General features: G+C 46.9%; 17 protein-coding genes and 1 riboswitch. Of the genes, 13 read left to right on the top strand and 4 right to left on the bottom strand.

What is annotated here, in order from left to right:
• The first annotated feature begins 32 nt into the window (after positions 1-32).
• Positions 33-1,367 (top strand): NCS2 family permease, encoded by a 1,335-nt coding sequence (locus tag E4U82_RS11325; RefSeq protein WP_135110296.1) that lies wholly within the window; start codon positions 33-35, stop codon positions 1,365-1,367.
• Between the two features lie 163 nt (positions 1,368-1,530).
• Here E4U82_RS11325 and E4U82_RS11320 read toward each other — a convergent pair whose 3' ends face one another.
• The 3 genes from E4U82_RS11320 to E4U82_RS11310 form a co-directional block, all read right to left on the bottom strand.
• The gene (locus E4U82_RS11320; RefSeq protein ID WP_135110295.1) at positions 1,531-2,955 is read right to left on the bottom strand and encodes a purine-cytosine permease family protein; all 1,425 of its coding nucleotides are present in this window, start codon (positions 2,953-2,955) and stop codon (positions 1,531-1,533) included.
• A 423-nt stretch (positions 2,956-3,378) separates the two neighbouring features.
• On the bottom strand, positions 3,379-3,915 hold the full coding sequence (gene msrA / locus E4U82_RS11315) for a peptide-methionine (S)-S-oxide reductase MsrA (protein ID WP_135110294.1): 537 nt from the start codon (positions 3,913-3,915) through the stop codon (positions 3,379-3,381).
• Positions 3,916-4,014: 99 nt separating this feature from the next.
• Positions 4,015-5,571: a hypothetical protein gene (locus E4U82_RS11310; protein WP_135110293.1), complete on the bottom strand. Its 1,557-nt coding sequence runs from the start codon at positions 5,569-5,571 to the stop codon at positions 4,015-4,017.
• A gap of 159 nt (positions 5,572-5,730) precedes the next feature.
• On the opposite strand from E4U82_RS11310, the gene E4U82_RS11305 reads away from it, so the two are divergent.
• On the top strand, positions 5,731-6,441 hold the full coding sequence (locus E4U82_RS11305) for an MOSC domain-containing protein (RefSeq protein WP_135110292.1): 711 nt from the start codon (positions 5,731-5,733) through the stop codon (positions 6,439-6,441).
• Here E4U82_RS11305 and E4U82_RS11300 read toward each other — a convergent pair.
• Positions 6,438-6,872 (bottom strand): Hsp20/alpha crystallin family protein, encoded by a 435-nt coding sequence (locus E4U82_RS11300; protein ID WP_135110291.1) that lies wholly within the window; start codon positions 6,870-6,872, stop codon positions 6,438-6,440. The genes E4U82_RS11305 and E4U82_RS11300 overlap by 4 nt on opposite strands.
• A 122-nt stretch (positions 6,873-6,994) precedes the next feature.
• Between E4U82_RS11300 and E4U82_RS11295 the strand changes: the two genes are divergently transcribed.
• From E4U82_RS11295 to purN, 11 genes are all read left to right on the top strand, one after another.
• On the top strand, positions 6,995-7,618 hold the full coding sequence (locus tag E4U82_RS11295; protein WP_135110290.1) for a DUF2179 domain-containing protein: 624 nt from the start codon (positions 6,995-6,997) through the stop codon (positions 7,616-7,618).
• Positions 7,619-7,711: 93 nt separating this feature from the next.
• A riboswitch (purine riboswitch) is annotated at positions 7,712-7,811 on the top strand.
• A 410-nt stretch (positions 7,812-8,221) separates the two neighbouring features.
• On the top strand, positions 8,222-8,713 hold the full coding sequence (gene purE, locus E4U82_RS11290) for a 5-(carboxyamino)imidazole ribonucleotide mutase (RefSeq protein WP_135110289.1): 492 nt from the start codon (positions 8,222-8,224) through the stop codon (positions 8,711-8,713).
• Entirely contained in the window at positions 8,700-9,827 is a 1,128-nt protein-coding gene (purK, locus tag E4U82_RS11285) for a 5-(carboxyamino)imidazole ribonucleotide synthase (RefSeq protein ID WP_135110288.1), read from the top strand. Before purE ends, purK begins: the two co-directional genes overlap by 14 nt.
• Positions 9,827-11,128: an adenylosuccinate lyase gene (gene purB, locus E4U82_RS11280; protein ID WP_135110287.1), complete on the top strand. Its 1,302-nt coding sequence runs from the start codon at positions 9,827-9,829 to the stop codon at positions 11,126-11,128. The genes purK and purB overlap by 1 nt, the downstream gene beginning before the upstream one ends.
• Positions 11,128-11,841, top strand: a complete 714-nt coding sequence (gene purC, locus E4U82_RS11275; RefSeq protein WP_135110286.1) for a phosphoribosylaminoimidazolesuccinocarboxamide synthase — start codon at positions 11,128-11,130, stop codon at positions 11,839-11,841. Before purB ends, purC begins: the two co-directional genes overlap by 1 nt.
• Positions 11,838-12,089: a phosphoribosylformylglycinamidine synthase subunit PurS gene (gene purS / locus E4U82_RS11270; RefSeq protein ID WP_135110285.1), complete on the top strand. Its 252-nt coding sequence runs from the start codon at positions 11,838-11,840 to the stop codon at positions 12,087-12,089. The genes purC and purS overlap by 4 nt, the downstream gene beginning before the upstream one ends.
• Entirely contained in the window at positions 12,086-12,769 is a 684-nt protein-coding gene (purQ, locus tag E4U82_RS11265) for a phosphoribosylformylglycinamidine synthase subunit PurQ (protein ID WP_135110284.1), read from the top strand. The genes purS and purQ overlap by 4 nt, the downstream gene beginning before the upstream one ends.
• Positions 12,753-14,972: a phosphoribosylformylglycinamidine synthase subunit PurL gene (purL, locus tag E4U82_RS11260; protein ID WP_135110283.1), complete on the top strand. Its 2,220-nt coding sequence runs from the start codon at positions 12,753-12,755 to the stop codon at positions 14,970-14,972. The genes purQ and purL overlap by 17 nt, the downstream gene beginning before the upstream one ends.
• Positions 14,957-16,363 carry an amidophosphoribosyltransferase gene (purF, locus tag E4U82_RS11255; RefSeq protein ID WP_135110282.1) on the top strand — a complete coding sequence of 469 codons (1,407 nt, stop codon included), beginning with the start codon at positions 14,957-14,959 and terminating at the stop codon, positions 16,361-16,363. Before purL ends, purF begins: the two co-directional genes overlap by 16 nt.
• Positions 16,364-16,482: 119 nt before the next feature.
• On the top strand, positions 16,483-17,502 hold the full coding sequence (gene purM / locus E4U82_RS11250) for a phosphoribosylformylglycinamidine cyclo-ligase (RefSeq protein ID WP_135110281.1): 1,020 nt from the start codon (positions 16,483-16,485) through the stop codon (positions 17,500-17,502).
• The gene (gene purN, locus E4U82_RS11245; protein ID WP_135110280.1) at positions 17,499-18,068 is read left to right on the top strand and encodes a phosphoribosylglycinamide formyltransferase; all 570 of its coding nucleotides are present in this window, start codon (positions 17,499-17,501) and stop codon (positions 18,066-18,068) included. Before purM ends, purN begins: the two co-directional genes overlap by 4 nt.
• Positions 18,069-18,540: the final 472 nt, after the last annotated feature.

Genomic DNA, 18,540 nt, shown 5'->3' with positions numbered 1-18,540 from the left:
TAATATTTCAGAAAAAGTTGGGAGGAGCATCAATGAAATCTTATTTCCAATTTGAGGAATTAGGAACCAATTACCGGCAGGAGTTCATGGCGGGAATGACGACGTTTTTGGCCATGGCGTATATCTTGTTTGTCAATCCGTCTACATTGGCGTTGGTTGGTATAGAGGAACTGCCTGAAGGGGTCACACGGATTGATCAGGGAGCCGTCTTTACCGCGACCGCGATTGCCGCCGCCCTTGGTACGCTAATCATGGGGGTGCTTGCGAAGTACCCGATTGCACTTGCTCCTGGGATGGGCCTGAACGCATTTTTCTCTTACACAGTTGTATTAGGATTTGGAATTCCATGGGAAACGGCGCTTGCCGGTGTTTTGGCATCCGGACTTATTTTTATTGTATTGACGTTGACCGGTTTGCGCGAAAAAGTCATCAACGCGATCCCATCAAATTTGAAAATGGCCGTCGGGGCCGGAATCGGTCTTTATATTGCTTTTATTGGCTTTCAGAATTCCGGGATTATTGTCGGGGATGATGCGACTCTTGTGGCTTTGGGAAATTTGACATCACCAACTGTCCTGCTGGCTATCTTTGGCGTTGTCGTGTCGGTGATTTTACTGAGTCTGAATATTAAAGGCGGCATTTTTTACGGCATGATTATCACGGCAGTGGCCGGAATGCTCACAGGCCTGATTGACACGCCGTCCGGTATAGACGGGGTTGTTGGGGAGGTGCCAAGTGTTGCACCAACATTTGGGCAGGCAATAATGCACTTTGGTGACATCTTCACGATTGAAATGCTGGTCGTTATTTTGACATTTTTATTTGTTGATTTCTTTGATACAGCCGGGACACTCGTGGCGGTGGCCACCCAGGCGGGGTTGATGAAGGATAACAAATTGCCGCGAGCCGGGAAAGCTCTGTTTTCAGATTCCACAGCAACTGTAGCTGGGGCTGTTATCGGGACGTCGACAACTACTTCCTATATTGAATCGACAGCAGGTGTTGGCGCAGGAGGTCGTACGGGTTTCACATCCGTTGTGACGGCGGGCTTTTTCCTGTTGGCACTGTTTTTCTCGCCGTTGTTGAGTGTTGTGACAGCGGAAGTAACCGCACCGGCGCTGATCATAGTCGGGGTGATGATGTCAGCGTCTTTGAAAAATATTGACTGGGATCAGTTTGAAATTGCTGTGCCGGCCTTTCTGACGATCGTGACGATGCCGCTTGCCTACAGTATTGCAACCGGGATTGCCATGGGATTCATTTTCTATCCGATCACGATGATTCTGAAAGGCCGGATGAAAGAGGTCAACCCGGTTATGTATGTCCTGTTTGTCATATTTATACTGTATTTTGTATTCCTGAGCTGATTCGTAACAGCGGCATTGTCCGGAGAGAGATAATCAATCAGTGCAGGTTAGATCCGAACATGTTTGGAAAAGAGGGGACAGTTGCTTATTACTATGAACGGTAATGGCGGCTGTCCCTGATTAAATGATAAGGGGGAAGTGGGGTCAACATCCCCCTTACTTCCTATGCTATATAATCTTCTTGGGATATGTCTTTATTTACACGCTTTATATAATATTTTCCTTTCGTAGCAGCAGCAAGCGTCACGGTTATGACTGCTGCCAGAAGTGCTGCGAAAAATGCAGCGGTACTTTGTAAAAATGCCCCCATAAAGCCTAATGCGGCTGCCGTTCCTAAAGCACTTGCCACTAATAGAGATATCACGCCTACCGGATTCCATTTATATAAGTTTTGCTGGCGTGCTTCATAGTAAAGCGGACCGATTTTTAATATTTTTTTTACGATAACGGCATCAGTCACTAATATAGACGCCCAGGTCATCAGGAAGACACCCTGGAAAGTCATGGCCGTATCCAGGTGATTCACAATACCTGCAAGCATTAAAATCATAGCGGTTATGCCTGTAACGACAACCCAGAAACGTCTGCCAGGTGTGAATTTAAAGATATTCTCAAAGAAACTGGACAGGGAAAGGGAACCGCTGTATATATTGGTAATATTAATTCTTATTTGTGTCAGCATGGTAAATAAAGCCCCCCATATGCCGAGTAGAAGCACAATATATACACCAGGGTTTGGCTCACCCAGACGAACGCCAAAGAAAATACCAAGGCCGCCCATTACGCCAAAACAGAAAATCTGTGGAATAAAACCAATTGCGAATATCCCTATTTTAGTATCTTTTGGTATTAGAAATCGGGCATAATCTGAGGCGAGCAATGGTGTCAGCCCCATGATGCCATGCTGCATCCCAATACAAAGCAGCAAAGCCGTTCCGCCAACCTGAACCCCCTCCGGCATATAGCTCCAGAAGGCCCCGTTGTAAGCAGGGGACGTGAATGCAGCCATAATAATTGCTGCGATAAGGAATATAAAGAAAAGCGGCAATGTCCATTTTTGCAATTTATCTAATTGTTTAATGCCAAACCAATTTAACGGAATGACAATCGAACCAAAGATAACAATCAATACCCATTCCGGAATGACAGGGAAAAAGGAATGTACAGCAGCGACGAGAATCAGTCCCTCGAGGGCACAATACATAATAAAATTCGTGGCGTAAATAAAAGACGTTAACGAGGCACCAACATAGCCAAATCCGCCACCGCGGGATAACAGATTTACATTCATTCCAGATTTAGCGGATAAGTATGCAATGAATGTACCCAGAATGCCTGCGACTATAATAGCGTATATAGCGGATATGATCGCATTAGCGGCCCCAAATTGCAGAGCCATCACACTTCCCATTTGGAAATAAAAAATGGCTGTTGCAATACCAAATGTAATGTTTGTTATGCTTAACCAGCCCATGTTTCGTTTTTCACGGGGAACGCGGTCCAGAGAATAATCTTCATCCTTTTTTTCGTTCGTTTGTTGATTAGCTGGAACAGATTGGATAGTATCACTCCTAATCTTGTTAGTCATTTCACATTCTTTCTTTGGCTTTTGAAATGGAGAACACTAATTTGCCGCAACGTTATTAAACCTAACACTCAGATCATAAGGTATCAAACCAAGGATTCTTATATATTCCGTGGTAATAAGGGGAAAAATGGGTCATATCTGCGTATAACTGCCATTATCTCAACATAAAGGGGCAATAATATAATTGAAGCGCTTTCTTGTGCGATCCTGAGCATGTTGTGTTGGATTCAATGACGAGCGGAGGAGAGGATTCATGAAGCGTTTTTACGGCGGCAGATGTAAACAGCTCCGGTCTAATAACAAAGAGTTACGTGCGACATTGCCTGAGCCGTATCGGCGGGGAGTGCGGTAACAACGGCAGAACAGCGACAACATCGCCAAAATAACAGAAGCAGGATATCTCAATTAAAAAGAGGAGCGGCGTTATGCCTTCTCCTCCCACACGTTCTCAATAAATTCATCACGTCCGGACTTTGCGCGGTCTTTGTGATAATATGCTTCATTCTTTTTATAAAAATCCTGATGGTAGTCTTCGGCAGGATAAAAAGTCGAAGCCTGCAGAACCTTTGTTACGATTGGATCCTTGAACTTTCCGCTGTCTTCAATCGTCTGCCGTGACTTTTCGGCAAGCGCTTTTTGTTCATCATCATGGTAAAAAATAGCTGTCCGGTATGAATCGCCGCGATCATGAAATTGCCCGCCATCATCAGTCGGATCGATTTGCCGCCAATAGATTTTCAAAATTTCCTCATATGGCATGACGTCGGGATCATACGTGATTTCCACCGCTTCATAATGACCGGTATTACCACGCTTCATCTCCTCATAAGTTGGGTTCGCTGTATGGCCGCCGGTATACCCGGAAACGACGCCATGAATCCCGTTCCACTGATCAAATGGCTTAACCATACACCAGAAGCAGCCCCCGGCAAACGTTGCTTTCTTCAGTTGATGGGTCATGTTGCTTCCTCCAAATCATTCCGGTTTGTCCACCCACTATAACACACATGAAGCTAAACCAGTTAATAGATGGCCTTTCCAGACCCCGGCAGCCTTCATTTAAAAGTAGAAAGGCCCGAAAAATGTCAGAAGCATCAGAACGTGCGCCCCTGCAAAAAAGGTGATCCTTGCCGGTGCATGCCAGTCACGTGTTGCTTTGGTCGACTGTGCTGCGATGAAAGCGACGACGGCAAAAGCGAAAATATAGACGTACGAGCTTCCGGTAAATGTTAAATAATCCGGCGCCCGGGCGAACATGGCATCAATAAAAATAATGTCCTTGAAAATAAAAACAGCCAGCATGTAAACCGCAATACCTGTGTAGAAGAACCATGTTCGGTCCTCATCCAGTTTCCGGCCTTGAATCACATACATAAGCACAATAAACAATACCGGCCATAGGAACCAGAGGCTGGATACCAGGATTGTGATCAGCACCTTGGCGAGCATCCCGAACGTTTTACCTAAAGCCCGCAGCCAATCGTCCTGTTTCAATCCGGAAGCTTTGTCAATTATAGCCGGGTTGTTGGAAGAAACGAAAATACTCTTCGTGTCATCTTCCTGCTCAAGCCACATGATAGTTGATTCGTTTAGCCACTGGGGGTGAGCGGATATTTTGGGTGTGTTGCTTTTTCGTGCGGTTTGCATTCTTCCGCTGTCTGTCATTGATGCTGAGTATACATTAAATGCCTGATTGCCCTGATAGTTGGTTTTCGTGTAACCGCCGGCATTGAATAAAAGTTGTGGACGGCCATCCTGGTATGAAACCGTTATATCGTCCGGCTCCTCTAAACTGCCTTTCCCGGCAGGATCATGGAATGTCAACGGCTTAAGCGCCGGGTCCTGGTCACTGCCGAGTGTTGTCTCTGTAAAATACGTATACGATACCGGCGACCCCTGGGTTTGCTTCTGTACGGTCTCCAGTACGTAAGCAAGATTGCCGTCATGAATGGCAAAATGAATATCATCAACGATCTGCATGGCATCGATTTGAAATGATTTGTCATGAACAAGCTCGGCTTCTTTATCAGCCCATTCATAGACTTGCAGCGACACATCATTGTTGCGGGATTGCTCCGTCATGAAGTGGATTGTCTGTTCAGCCTGAAACGGTATGATCTCTTCAATGTTTTTTTCCAATTCCATGACTTTTGCCGATGTGTGAGCAGCCGGATCCAGTTCATATAAACTACTTTCTTTTATGTAAAGAATGGTGTCGTCCAATGGATAGAAGCGTTTGGCATCTGAAACAATCATATGGCCATCCTGATCGCGTATATCTTTGTAATCATGATATATTAGCTGGTCATCGCTGATAAATACTTGTGTCCATTTATCAAACGGAATATCGTATGATGTTTCATCAATTAGTTCAAATGTTTGATTGAATGTTTTCTTCTTAACCAAACCCTCTTCATATGTCTGGATTTCAAAATCGCCGTCTTCGTTTACTCGGACAGGAAGTTTTTTATCAACGGTTGTTTCCCCGATCGTCACCCCCCTGCTCCAATCCTTTTCCGGCTGCTGTGTCACATCAGTCAGGCTCTGATTCAACATCAGGCATATACCTGTGATAACAATAAAAGCCGGTAGTATCCAGAATAAATGCTTTTTCATCTAGTCCCCCCCATCTTTATGTTGATTTTATCACAAACTGTTGCAAATTTTATATCTATTTTTGCATTGGAGTGGCTTTTGGAACAATAGAACTGACATTTTTCCGTTTTCGTTTTTCCGGCATAACAGATACAATAGAATGAGAAGGAGTGAGCCCCCATGACGAAACCAATCGTAACGAAAATCCTGACAGGAAAAGTGAAGCGTATGGGCAGCGCGGATGCGGATGACCGGATGGACAGACCGTGGGAGAGCGGCATTTTTAAAATAGAAGCAGACGGCAATCGGTGGGTCGGAGCGGAAGGGTTCACCGATGATGAAGTAGCTGATAAAAAAAGTCACGGCGGACCAGAAAAAGCCCTTTTCGCATACCCGTCCAAACATTATGCCTATTGGCTTGAAGACCAGCAAATCGATGGTATGGGCGTCGGAGCGTTTGGAGAAAATCTCGCACTGGAGCATATGGATGAATCCATGGTTTGCATTGGGGATACATACCGATTCGGCGACAGTATCATACAGGTTTCACAGCCCCGGAGACCGTGCTGGAAACCTGCACGGCGCTTTCGGGTAATGGATTTAGCTTTACGGATCCAAAACAGCGGACGAACCGGCTGGTATTTCCGCGTGCTGCAGGAGGGATATGCCAGGGCGGGCATGGAGCTGGAACTGATCGAGCGGCCGTACCCTGAGTGGACGATCGTTGCCAGTAATGAGGTCATGTATGTGAAAAAACAAAATCCTGATTTGGCTGAACGATTGGCATCGTGCGACTTGCTTGCTCCTAATTGGAAAAGGACCCTCAATAAACGGCTGCACGGAAAACAGTCATCAGATGCCAAGCGTGTGTATGGACCGAACAAAGCTTAAGTGTCATCCTTCAGTTGGATGCTTACTTTGTTGCGGCTGTTTTCATCTGATATGAGCCGGTGCAGATGAATCACCACTAAACCATGCTGATAGGTAGCATTGATTTTGTCACGTCGTACGGGATACGGTAAAGTAATGCTTCGTTCAAAAACACCTTGAAGAATCTCTTCCTTAACAACGTTGCCGCCTGTATAGTCGATATCGATGACGCCCTTCAGTTCAAGAGAAGCGTGATCGGCAAAGATATCCAGTTTATTCAGGTCGGTTAACCCGGGGATACTGGCAATGCAAATCAGTTCATGATCATATTGGTAAATATTGATTTGTGGAAGTGTTGGCTTTATAATGTTTTCAAATTCATTCCAGAAGTTATCGCCAAAAAAGTGGTCCATGTTTTTCCGCCAGTCAGACATTTGTCTAAATGGATCCATGATGACACCCCATTCCGGTAGAAATGTTATGACAGTTTATGCATTTGCGGGAGGTTGGGTGAATATCATGATTTTATGGAAAACCAATTTGTTAGAGGCTGTAACCCGTAGGAGGTAAAACGTTGCTCAGTAATGCTTTTGTTATGGCAGCTATTATATTCGTCATTAATATTGTTTATGTGTCGCTTTCCACCATGCGTATGATTCTGACGTTAAAAGGGCGGCGCTACATGGCGGCCTTTGTCAGTATGTTTGAAGTTGTGATGTATGTTTTGGGGCTGGGACTTGTGCTGGATAATTTGAACGAGATCCAAAATATCCTTGCTTATGCCATCGGTTTTGGAATTGGTGTAATTGTCGGCACTAAAATTGAGGAAAAGCTGGCACTGGGCTATATTACCGTCAACGTCATTTCATCCGATCCGAGCATCGATTTTACAAGGCAGCTGCGGGATAAAGGGTATGGGGTGACGAGCTGGTTTGCTTATGGAATGGAAGGCGACCGTCTTGCCATGCAAATTTTGACGCCACGAAAATACGAACTGAGGCTTTATGAAACGATTAAAACGATCGATCCTAAAGCATTTATTATCTCTTATGAACCAAAACAGATCCATGGCGGCTTTTGGGTGAAACAAGTTCGGAAGGGCCGGCTGTTCAACAATCGTCATAAGAATCAAGAAGGTGGGGCACCGCCGGCAGCGCAAAGGTCGATGGCTAGGCCGGGGAATAACCGGAAAATGTAGAGATGTTTAGTCAAAGCCGAATATTACACAAGAATATCACTTTATCGTTCGATTTTTATTGACATTACGAATCTTCATCTGCTATTCTGAAATCACTAAATAAATATGCTGCCTCATATATTTTCGGGGATATGGCCTGAAAGTTTCTACCCGGTACCGTAAATGCCGGACTATGAGGGAGGATGAGACGTCGTGGCAATACGTCTGTTTGAACTGCAGGTGACCGGTCCTTGAAGATCTCAGGCGAATTGCGTTTGTTAAGCTAAGTCTATTCATCTTCTCTCATAGACATGGGGGAGACGAATAGACTTATTTTATTTAAGGTCTTTTTGTAAATTCTGTTTAACCCTTACAGTTGAGATGAACTGCGAGGTTATATTTTAATTGTATTTTTCCCAATTTTATCGAGGCTGAGGCCGTGCTCATGGAAGCGGGTTTTATTGCCGGAGCGAGTTCAAGCATTTCATGGTAATCAGAATGAGAGTAATCCTCACTCAATGTCGCAGTTTATGGATTTTGTTCCGCTAACAATAAACGAATAACAAAAAGCTAGAATTTATTAGAGAAGCTATTTTAACTATAAATCGTGAAAAGAGGGATAGGATGGCACGAGTTGGCGTCATCATGGGGAGTATATCTGACTGGGAAACGATGAAACATACATGCAGCACCTTGGATGAATTACACATCCCTTACGAAAAAGAAGTGATTTCCGCACATCGGACGCCTGATGAGATGTTTACATATGCCAAAACAGCCCGCGACCGCGAGTTAAAGGTGATTGTCGCCGGAGCGGGTGGTGCAGCACATTTACCCGGGATGGTGGCAGCACAGACGACACTCCCGGTTATCGGGGTCCCGATTCAGTCAAAAGCACTAAATGGATTGGATTCACTGCTTTCAATCGTGCAAATGCCTGGTGGCGTACCAACTGCAACAGTGGCAATCGGAAAGTCAGGCGCCAAAAATGCCGGGCTTCTGGCTGCCCGGATAATTGGCGCATTCGATCACGATATTGCCGATAGAATGAAAAATTATCGCGAAAACATGAAACAATCGGTGAACGAAATGAGGGATGAACTTGCAGACCAATAAGGTGATACTTCCTATGAAAACAATTGGCATTATCGGCGGCGGTCAGCTTGGACGGATGATGGCGATTGCAGCAAAATATATGGGCTATCAGGTAGCAGTGCTCGACCCGACGCCAAACTGTCCGACCGCACAGGTTGCTGACCGGCAAATTACAACAGCTTACGATGATATAGTCGGGATACAACAACTGACTGATATTAGTGACGTTGTGACATATGAATTTGAGAATGTCGATCTTGATACGGCTGCTTATATTGAACAAAAAGGCAAGCTCCCCCAGGGTACATATGCGCTGGAAATTACCCAAAACCGTGAAAAAGAAAAGATGATTATGAAAGACGCAAATTTGCCAATCCCCGCCAATCAGATTGTCAAAGACAGTGAAATGTGTGCACGCGCTCTTGAAAACATGCCGCTCCCGGCGGTCATAAAGACGGTCAGCGGCGGATACGATGGCAAAGGTCAGCTCAAAATAAACACAAAACATGACATGAAGGCGGCGTGTGAATTTGCCGATCAGCATCACACGTGCATTATGGAACAGTGGATTTCATTCGATAAAGAAATATCCGTTGTGTTCACGCGCGGGCAATCAGGGGATATGGCGTTTTTCCCGATTTCCGAAAACGAACACAAGGATCATATTTTATATAAAACAATTGTACCAGCATCCATCAGTACAACGGTACAGCAAAAAGCACTTAATGCAGCACGGAAACTTGCCGAAAAAATGGACATTACGGGCACGTTTGCGATTGAAATGTTCGTTAAAGGTGACGCTATTTACTTGAACGAAATGGCCCCAAGGCCGCACAACTCAGGTCATTATACGATTGATGCATGCAATTTGTCACAATTTCAGCAGCACATTCGAGCCATTTGCGGACTGTCGCTAATACAAATCCAACATTTGCAGCCTGCTGTGATGGTTAACATTCTTGGCGATGATATGGAAACAGTTTTGAATGTGCTTCCGGATATGCAGCATGGTTTTCTGCATTTGTATGGCAAAGAAGCCATCAAACCAAAACGGAAAATGGGACATATCACCTTTATCGCGGATACTTTGGACGAAGCAAAACAACAGTTGGCAGTATATGAGGAGGCAAAATAATGATTGAACGCTATACCCGAAAAGAGATGGGTGCGATTTGGAGCGAGGAAAACAAATACAACGCATGGCTGGAGGTTGAAATTCTTGCATGTGAAGCATGGCACGAATTAGGAATTATTCCGGCAGAAGATGTGCAAAACATTCGGGACAATGCTTCTTTTGACGTGGAGCGGATCCAGGAAATTGAACAGGAAACGCGGCATGATGTAGTTGCCTTTACCCGGGCGGTTTCCGAATCGCTGGGAGATGAGCGTAAGTGGGTGCATTACGGACTCACTTCGACGGACGTCGTTGACACTGCACAATCCTATTTGCTGAAACAGGCAAACGATATTATCCGCAAAGACCTGCATAATTTTATCGATGTCCTGAAAAATAAAGCCATCGAACATAAACATACCGTCATGATGGGGCGTACCCATGGTGTTCATGCCGAGCCAACAACATTCGGATTGAAAATGGCACTTTGGTATGAAGAGATGAAACGCCATCTGGAACGCTTTGAACTGGCAGCAAACAATATCGAATTCGGTAAACTGTCAGGCGCCGTCGGGACCTATGCAAACATCGATCCGTTCGTTGAGCAATACGTTTGCGAACACCTTGGTCTGACACCTGCGCCCGTTTCAACACAGACATTGCAGCGTGACCGTCACGCCGCCTATATTTCCGCTTTGTCATTGGTCGCAACGTCGATTGAAAAGTTTGCCACTGAAATCCGCGGCCTGCAGAAAACGGAGACGCGTGAAGTGGAAGAGTTTTTTGCAAAAGGTCAAAAGGGTTCGTCGGCCATGCCGCACAAACGCAACCCGATCGGATCGGAAAATATGACTGGCATTGCACGTGTGCTGAGAGGGCATATGGTGACAGCTTACGAGAACGTTTCGCTCTGGCATGAACGGGATATCTCCCACTCCTCTGCAGAACGGATTATTTTGCCTGATTCAACGATAGCCTTGAACTACATGCTGAACCGCTTTTCCGGTATTGTCCGCAAACTGACCGTATTCCCGGAAAACATGAAACAGAATATTGATCAAACCCATGGTGTGATTTTTTCGCAGCGCGTCCTGCTCACACTTGTTGATAATGGCATGAGTCGGGAGGAAGCCTATGACCTGGTGCAGCCAAAAGCCATGCAGGCATGGGAGACGGGGACGCATTTCAAAGCCCTTGTAGAGGGTGACGACCAGGTAACTACAAAGTTGACTCAGGAGGAGATTGACGATTGTTTTGATTATACGTACCACTTGAAAAATGTGGATGCCATATTCAATCGCATCGGACTTGAGGTGGAATAATGAAGGCGGGTTTGTTATACGAAGGCAAAGCAAAACGCGTTTATCAGGCAGAAGGTAAACCAGGACATCTCGTGCTGGATTACAAAAATGATGCTACCGCATTTAATGGCGGAAAAAGGGAAGTTTTTACTGGAAAAGGCCGTCTGAACAATGAAATATCCGCTTATGTTTTCAATGTTCTAAATAAGCAAGGCATTCAGACGCACTTTGTCGAAAGATTATCGGAAACGGAGCAGCTTGTCCATCAGACGGAGATCATCCCGTTAGAGGTTGTCGTTCGGAATGTGGCTGCGGGCAGCATTACACGACGGCTGGGTATTGAAGCAGATACACCATTCAACCCACCGCTTGTCGAGTTATTTTATAAAGATGATGATCTGGGGGACCCGCTGATCAATGACGAGCATGCTTTATTCCTGAGTAATATTAATCAAGACGAACTGCTGAAGATCAAAACGAAAGCACTGGACATTAATCGGCAGCTGAGTAAGGTTTTCGAGGCGATCAATCTTAAATTGGTTGACTTTAAATTGGAATTCGGACGGCTGTCAGGTGGATCGATCGTCCTGTCTGATGAAATTTCGCCTGATACGTGCAGACTTTGGGATATCACGACAAATGAAAACCTTGATAAAGATGTTTTCCGCCACGGGACCGGTGATTTATTGGAAGTCTATCAAAAACTTTTGCATCGACTGGAGGCCGGATCATGAAAAAAGTGATCATTCATATCATGCCGAAGCAGGGTGTTCTCGATCCGCAGGGCAAAGCCATTCAAACATCACTCAGTGCGCTGGGGTTTTCTGAAGTGGAGGATATACAGACAGGGAAGCTGGTTGAACTGTTTGTGGAGGACGCTGAGAATATTGATGAACGCGTCGGCGAAATGTGCGACAAACTATTGGCAAATCCGGTGATGGAAGACTATCACTTTGCCGTGGAGGAGGTTGCGTACACATGAAGTTTGCTGTCATCGTGTTTCCCGGTTCGAACTGTGACCGTGATATGTACTATGCCCTCCATGATGTCCTCGGGATGGAGGCTGATTTAGTCTGGTATGAACATAGCAATCTCGAAAACTATGATGCGATTCTTCTGCCGGGCGGGTTTTCATACGGTGATTACTTGCGTTCGGGAGCCATCGCATCAGCATCAGGTGTGATGCAGCAAATCAAAGCACATGCTGAGGCGGGCAAGCCGGTACTGGGTGTCTGCAATGGGTTTCAAATACTGTTGGAAGCAGGGCTCTTGCCCGGAGCTATGCTGCCAAACAAGACTCTGTCGTTCATGTGTCATTATGAGGCGCTCGCTGTTGCTAATCATGAAACATCTTTCACGACAGGCTTTGATAAAGGCGAGATCATTCATTTGCCGATTGCTCATGGCGATGGAAATTACTTCGTTGATGATGCCACCCTATCTGAGTTGAAAAAGAGTAATAGGATTGTCTTCACCTACACGAACAACCCGAACGGATCGGCCGCGGATATCGCCGGTATCATCAACAGCCAGGGGAATGTTCTCGGCATGATGCCGCATCCGGAACGTGCTGTGGAAAAATTGCTCGGCAGTGACGATGGCATCAGGCTTTTTCAATCAATGATCGAAAATTGGAGGGTCGCATATGCCGCTAACTTATAATATCAGCCCGGAAAAAGTTGAACAGGAAAAACTGTACTTGGGGATGGGGCTCAGTGATGAGGAGTATGCGAAGGTCAAACATATTCTGCAGCGACGTCCGAACTTCACCGAGACAGGCATCTTTTCGGTTATGTGGTCGGAGCATTGCAGTTACAAAACATCGAAACCCCTTCTGAAAAAGTTCCCGTCGCATGGCCCGCACGTTTTGCAGGGGCCCGGGGAAGGCGCCGGTGTTGTTGATATTGGTGACGGACAAGCGGTTGTCTTCAAAGTGGAAAGCCATAACCATCCGTCAGCAGTGGAGCCATATCAAGGGGCAGCAACAGGTGTCGGGGGTATTATCCGTGATGTGTTTTCAATGGGAGCACGTCCGGTTGCCTTAATGAATTCACTGAGGTTTGGCAATCTGGCAACCGGCCGGACGAAGTACTTGTTTCAGGAGGTCGTTCACGGCATCGCGGGCTATGGAAACTGTGTCGGTGTTCCGACGGTTGGCGGTGAGGTGCAGTTTGATGACAGTTATGAGGAGAATCCCCTCGTTAACGCCATGTGTGTTGGACTGATTAACCATGATGATATTCAAAAAGGTGTTGCTTCCGGTGCTGGCAATACGGTGATCTATGCGGGAGCACCAACCGGCCGTGACGGTATCCATGGAGCTACATTCGCTTCCGATGATTTAAGCGATGAATCTGATGCGGACCGGCCGTCTGTTCAGGTGGGCGACCCGTTTATGGAAAAACTGCTGATTGAAGCTTGCCTGGAGGTCAGCCACTCTGATGCGCTCGTTGGGATGCAGGATATGGGAGCAGCCGGTCTGACGTCATCTGCAAGCGAGATGGCGAGTAAAGCTGGTACAGGAATTACCATGAACCTCGATTTCGTACCGCAGCGTGAGCAGGATATGAATGCCTACGAATTGATGCTGTCTGAGTCCCAGGAGCGGATGCTGCTTGTCGTGAAACAGGGGCGTGAACAGGAGATCATTAACGTTTTTGAAAAATATGGTTTGCAGGCAGTTACTGTCGGAGAAGTTACCAAAGAAAAATCATTCCTGCTCAAACAGCATGGCGAGATTGTTGCGAATATCCCGGTTGATGCTTTGGCCGAAGAAGCACCGGTTTATCAAATGCCGGCAAAAGAAGCAGCGTATGTTAAGGCGTTTCAGCAAATGGAACATGCAGTACCACATGTTGGAGATCACACGGCAATGCTGAAACAGCTTCTGCAGCAGCCGACAATTGCCAGCAAGGAAAGTGTTTACGATCAATATGATTCCATGGTACAGACGAATACAGTTGTAACTCCGGGATCAGATTCGGCCGTTATACGAATAAAAGGGACGGATAAAGCGTTGGCGATTACAACTGACTGTAATTCACGCTACATTTATCTGGATCCCAAAATTGGTGGCAGGATAGCTGTAGCTGAGGCGGCACGGAACATTGTATCTTCGGGTGCTCGGCCGCTTGGTCTGACGGACGGACTGAACTTTGGAAATCCGACCAATCCAGAAGTCTTTTGGCAGATGAAACAAAGTGTGGAAGGCATGAGTGAAGCCGCCTGTATACTGAAAACGCCAGTCGTCAGTGGCAATGTATCACTATATAATCAATCAAACGGCAGATCAATTTTTCCGACTCCGGTCGTTGGCATGGTGGGGTTGATTGAATCGCTTGATCATTTAACACCAAGCTTTTTTCAGGAGCCGGGAGACCTGATTTATCTGATTGGGGAAACGAAGGCCGAATTTGGCGGCAGTGAACTGCAAAATGTCGTAGAAGGGGTGTATGAAGGGAAAGCGCCAGCCAGTGATTTGCACGTGGACGCTGACCGTCAAGAGCAGCTGCTTGCGGCAATCCAGGAAGGACTTATCCGCTCGGCACATGACCTGGCTGAAGGCGGCCTTGGTGTTGCACTCGCCGAAAGTATTTTTAACGGAAAAGGGCTTGGTTTGGAAGCCGGAATTTCCGGTGATCCGACCGTTGCGTTGTTCAGCGAATCACAGTCACGTTTTCTCGTTTCGGTAAAGCCGGATCAGCAACGACAATTTGAAGCGACGGTTGCGGATGCTAGTCAATTCGGCAGCGTTACTGATAGTGGCAAATTTGTTGTAAGAGTTGATGATGGGGTTTTAATTGAGGAAGATGTCCAAATATTGCATGATTTATGGAAAGGGGCCATACCATGCTTGCTGAAATGAAAGGCATCCATGAAGAATGCGGTGTATTTGGAATTTGGGGTCATGAAAAAGCAGCAGAACTAACCTATTATGGCCTCCATTCCATGCAACATCGCGGTCAGGAAGGTGCAGGCGTCGTGGTAAGCGATGGGAAAAAGTTGAAAACTCATAAGGGACTTGGTCTTGTCAATGATGTCTTTAAACAGGCCGATTTCAGCAAGTTTTTCGGTGACAAAGCAGTCGGCCATGTCCGGTATTCCACACACGGCGCGAAAACTCACGAAAATGTCCAGCCATTAGTATTCCGGTCACAAACCGAGGGCATGGCATTGGCACACAACGGCAACATCATGAACGCAGAAAACTTACGCGGCGAACTTGAAGACCAGGGCAGTATTTTGCAGACGTCATCAGATACAGAGGTGCTGGCCCACTTAATTAAACGTGGTGGCATTGATATTAATGAAACATCGATTGCCGCAGCACTCAACCGGGTTAACGGCGCCTATGCGTTTGTGATTTTGACCGAAGAGAAGATGTATGCGGCGCTTGACCCGAGCGGAATCAGACCACTATCTATCGGCAGGCTCGGTAATGCCTATGTGGTTGCCTCCGAAACGTGTGCTTTTGATCAGATCGGCGCAACGTTTGAGCGTGAAGTTTTGCCCGGTGAACTGGTAACGATTAGTGATGAGGGAATTGCGTCTACTCGCTTTGCCATGAGAGGACAACGGAAAATGTGTGCAATGGAATACGTGTATTTGTCACGACCGGACAGTGATCTCAATGAGGTGAATGTTCATGCGTCACGCAAACGGATGGGAAAAGAATTGGCCAAAGAAGCCCCGGCAGATGCGGACATGGTTATCGGCGTTCCGGATTCAAGTATTTCCTCAGCGATTGGTTACGCGGAAACGAGCGGGCTCCCGTATGAAATGGGGATCATTAAAAACCGCTATGTCGGGAGGACGTTCATCCAGCCTTCCCAGGAATTGCGTGAACAGGGTGTGAAATTGAAACTCGCCCCGGTCCGAGGGATTGTTGCCGGCAAGCGGATTGTCATGATTGATGACTCTATTGTCCGCGGAACAACCAGCAAGCGAATCGTCCATATGCTGAAAAAGGCCGGTGCGGCGGAGGTTCATGTCCGAATCGCCTCACCATCGATTCAGCACCCATGCTATTACGGGATTGACATGTCAACACGCGATGAATTGATTGCTGCCAACCATTCAGTCGATGAAATAAGCGCGATGATCGGAGCAGACAGTGTGGCGTATTTATCAGAGACCGGGCTGGAGAAAGCGATTGTCAGAGATAAAACGATTCATCAAGGCGTTTGCATGGCTTGCATGAATGGAAAATATCCGGTGACGGAAGGCGGGGAACAGGAAGCTGTTTATAGAAGCTGAATAGAAACTGAATAGAAACGGATGATTACTGGCAGTTGAGCCACCGCTTATCAAGCTTCGTTTTACCACGTACACCAAGAGCGGGGAACTGCTGCCAGGAAAATGAGGTGGGGCAAACGATGGGAAATATGTACAAATCGGCTGGAGTCAATGTTGAAAAAGGTTATGATGCGGTTGAGCGCATGAAAAAGCATATTGAAAAAACTGCGCGCACAGAAGTGCTTGGGCATCTCGGCGGATTTGGCGGCTTGTTTGACCTAACGTCATTCAACTACCAGGAACCTGTTCTGGTTTCAGGGACGGACGGTGTCGGCACAAAGCTGAAGCTGGCCATTGATCTGGAAAAGCACGATACAGTCGGCATTGATCTTGTTGCCATGTGTGTCAACGATATTGTTGCCCAGGGAGCACACCCGCTGTTTTTCCTCGATTATATTGCATGCGGCAAAAATGATCCGGTCACGATTGAACAAATTGTGGCAGGCATCGCTGACGGATGTGCGGCAGCCGGAGCAGCGTTAATTGGCGGAGAAACAGCGGAAATGCCCGGCATGTATAATGATACGGATTATGATTTAGCCGGTTTTACCGTCGGGATTGCGGAAAAGTCCCGGTTAATAACGGGTGAAAACATTTCGGCCGGTGACGCCGTGATTGGCCTCGCCTCAAGCGGTATTCATTCAAACGGGTATTCACTTGTAAGGAAGCTGGTGCAGGATTTGGATTTGGAAAAAACGTATGACGGTTTGGATGGACAGCTTGGTGATGTCCTGTTAACGCCGACAAGGATCTATGCTGCTGCGGTTGGTGCAGTTATGAATAAAATACATGTCAAAGGAATTTCTCATATAACCGGTGGCGGATTTTACGAAAATTTACCACGGATGATGCCAGCCGGACTCGGTGTGGAGGTTGATTCATCCAGCTGGGAGCGGCCGGTGATATTTTCGATTTTGCAACAGCTCGGCGATATTGCTGACGAGGAAATGTACGGCATTTTTAATATGGGGATCGGCATGGCCATTGTGGTTGCGCGGGAAGATGTCGGGGCTGTATTGAAGATTGTCAGGGAACAAGATGAAACAGCATTCGTGATTGGCAAAGTCGTTGAAAAAGAAGGAGTGCATATGACGTCATGACAAAAGCACGGGCAGCCGTATTCGCTTCCGGAACAGGCAGTAATTTTCAAGCTATCATGGAGACAGATGACCTGTCATGTGATGTTGTGCTGCTTGTATGCGACCAATCGGGTGCTGCCGTCATTGAAAAAGCTGAAAAATTAGGGGTGCCGACTTTTGTGTGTGATCCGAAAGAACATGGATCGAGAATTGATTATGAGCGTGTCCTGCTGGAAAAGCTGTACGAATCAGATGTGTCGTGGGTCTTTTTAGCCGGTTACATGCGGATTGTCGGTCCGACGCTTTTAGGTGAGTTTTCGGCGCGGATTATTAACATTCATCCGTCATTATTACCCGATTTTCCCGGTTTGGACGCTATCGGACAGGCATATGAGGCGGGTGTGGACTCAACTGGAGTCACGGTGCACTATATCGACGACGGAATTGACACCGGTCCGATTATTGCACAAGAGGAAGTCCCAGTTTATCCGGATGACACGAAGGAACAATTGACAGAACGGATACAACAAGTTGAGCATACGCTTTATCCGCAAGTGATCCGACAGCTGCTAGAATACGAGGAATGATTCAATCATCAGGTCGAGTATTTATGCACTGAGTTTACGAAAGTGCATAAATCGAGCGAGCACGGCGCCAACTCGAGCGAGCACAACGCCAACTCGAGCGAGCACGGCGCCAACTCGAGCGAGCACAACGCCAACTCGAGCGAGCACGGCGCAAACTCGAGCGAGCACAACGCCAACTCGAGCGAGCACAACGCCAACTCGAGCGAGCACAACGCCAACTCGAGCGAGCACAACGCCAACTCGAGCGAGCACAACGCCAACTCGAGCGAGCACGGCGCAAACTCGAGCGAGCACGGTCCAAAATCGAGCGAGAGCAGCATCAACTCGTGCGGGAACGGCCCAAACTCGTGCGAGGACGGCCCAAACTCGTGCGGGAACAGCACTAACTCGTGCGGGAATAGCTCAAACTCGTGCGAGGACAGCCCAAACTCGTGCGGGAACGGTCCAAACTCGAGCGAGCACGGCCCAAACT

The sequence above is a fragment of the Lentibacillus salicampi genome (assembly GCF_004565465.1).
In the GTDB taxonomy this organism is placed as follows: Bacteria; Bacillota; Bacilli; order Bacillales; family Amphibacillaceae; genus Lentibacillus; species Lentibacillus salicampi.
Note: the sequence above shows the minus strand (reverse complement) of the source record. Positions and strands in the feature narration are given on the sequence as shown.

Coding starts and splice junctions, on each gene's coding strand:
- E4U82_RS11325 (WP_135110296.1), top strand. CDS start 33: ATGAAATCTTATTTCCAATTTGAGGAATTAGGAACCAATTACCGGCAG.
- E4U82_RS11320 (WP_135110295.1), bottom strand. CDS start 2,955: ATGACTAACAAGATTAGGAGTGATACTATCCAATCTGTTCCAGCTAAT.
- msrA (WP_135110294.1), bottom strand. CDS start 3,915: ATGACCCATCAACTGAAGAAAGCAACGTTTGCCGGGGGCTGCTTCTGG.
- E4U82_RS11310 (WP_135110293.1), bottom strand. CDS start 5,571: ATGAAAAAGCATTTATTCTGGATACTACCGGCTTTTATTGTTATCACA.
- E4U82_RS11305 (WP_135110292.1), top strand. CDS start 5,731: ATGACGAAACCAATCGTAACGAAAATCCTGACAGGAAAAGTGAAGCGT.
- E4U82_RS11300 (WP_135110291.1), bottom strand. CDS start 6,872: ATGGATCCATTTAGACAAATGTCTGACTGGCGGAAAAACATGGACCAC.
- purE (WP_135110289.1), top strand. CDS start 8,222: ATGGCACGAGTTGGCGTCATCATGGGGAGTATATCTGACTGGGAAACG.
- purB (WP_135110287.1), top strand. CDS start 9,827: ATGATTGAACGCTATACCCGAAAAGAGATGGGTGCGATTTGGAGCGAG.
- purC (WP_135110286.1), top strand. CDS start 11,128: ATGAAGGCGGGTTTGTTATACGAAGGCAAAGCAAAACGCGTTTATCAG.
- purS (WP_135110285.1), top strand. CDS start 11,838: ATGAAAAAAGTGATCATTCATATCATGCCGAAGCAGGGTGTTCTCGAT.
- purQ (WP_135110284.1), top strand. CDS start 12,086: ATGAAGTTTGCTGTCATCGTGTTTCCCGGTTCGAACTGTGACCGTGAT.
- purL (WP_135110283.1), top strand. CDS start 12,753: ATGCCGCTAACTTATAATATCAGCCCGGAAAAAGTTGAACAGGAAAAA.
- purF (WP_135110282.1), top strand. CDS start 14,957: ATGCTTGCTGAAATGAAAGGCATCCATGAAGAATGCGGTGTATTTGGA.
- purM (WP_135110281.1), top strand. CDS start 16,483: ATGGGAAATATGTACAAATCGGCTGGAGTCAATGTTGAAAAAGGTTAT.
- purN (WP_135110280.1), top strand. CDS start 17,499: ATGACAAAAGCACGGGCAGCCGTATTCGCTTCCGGAACAGGCAGTAAT.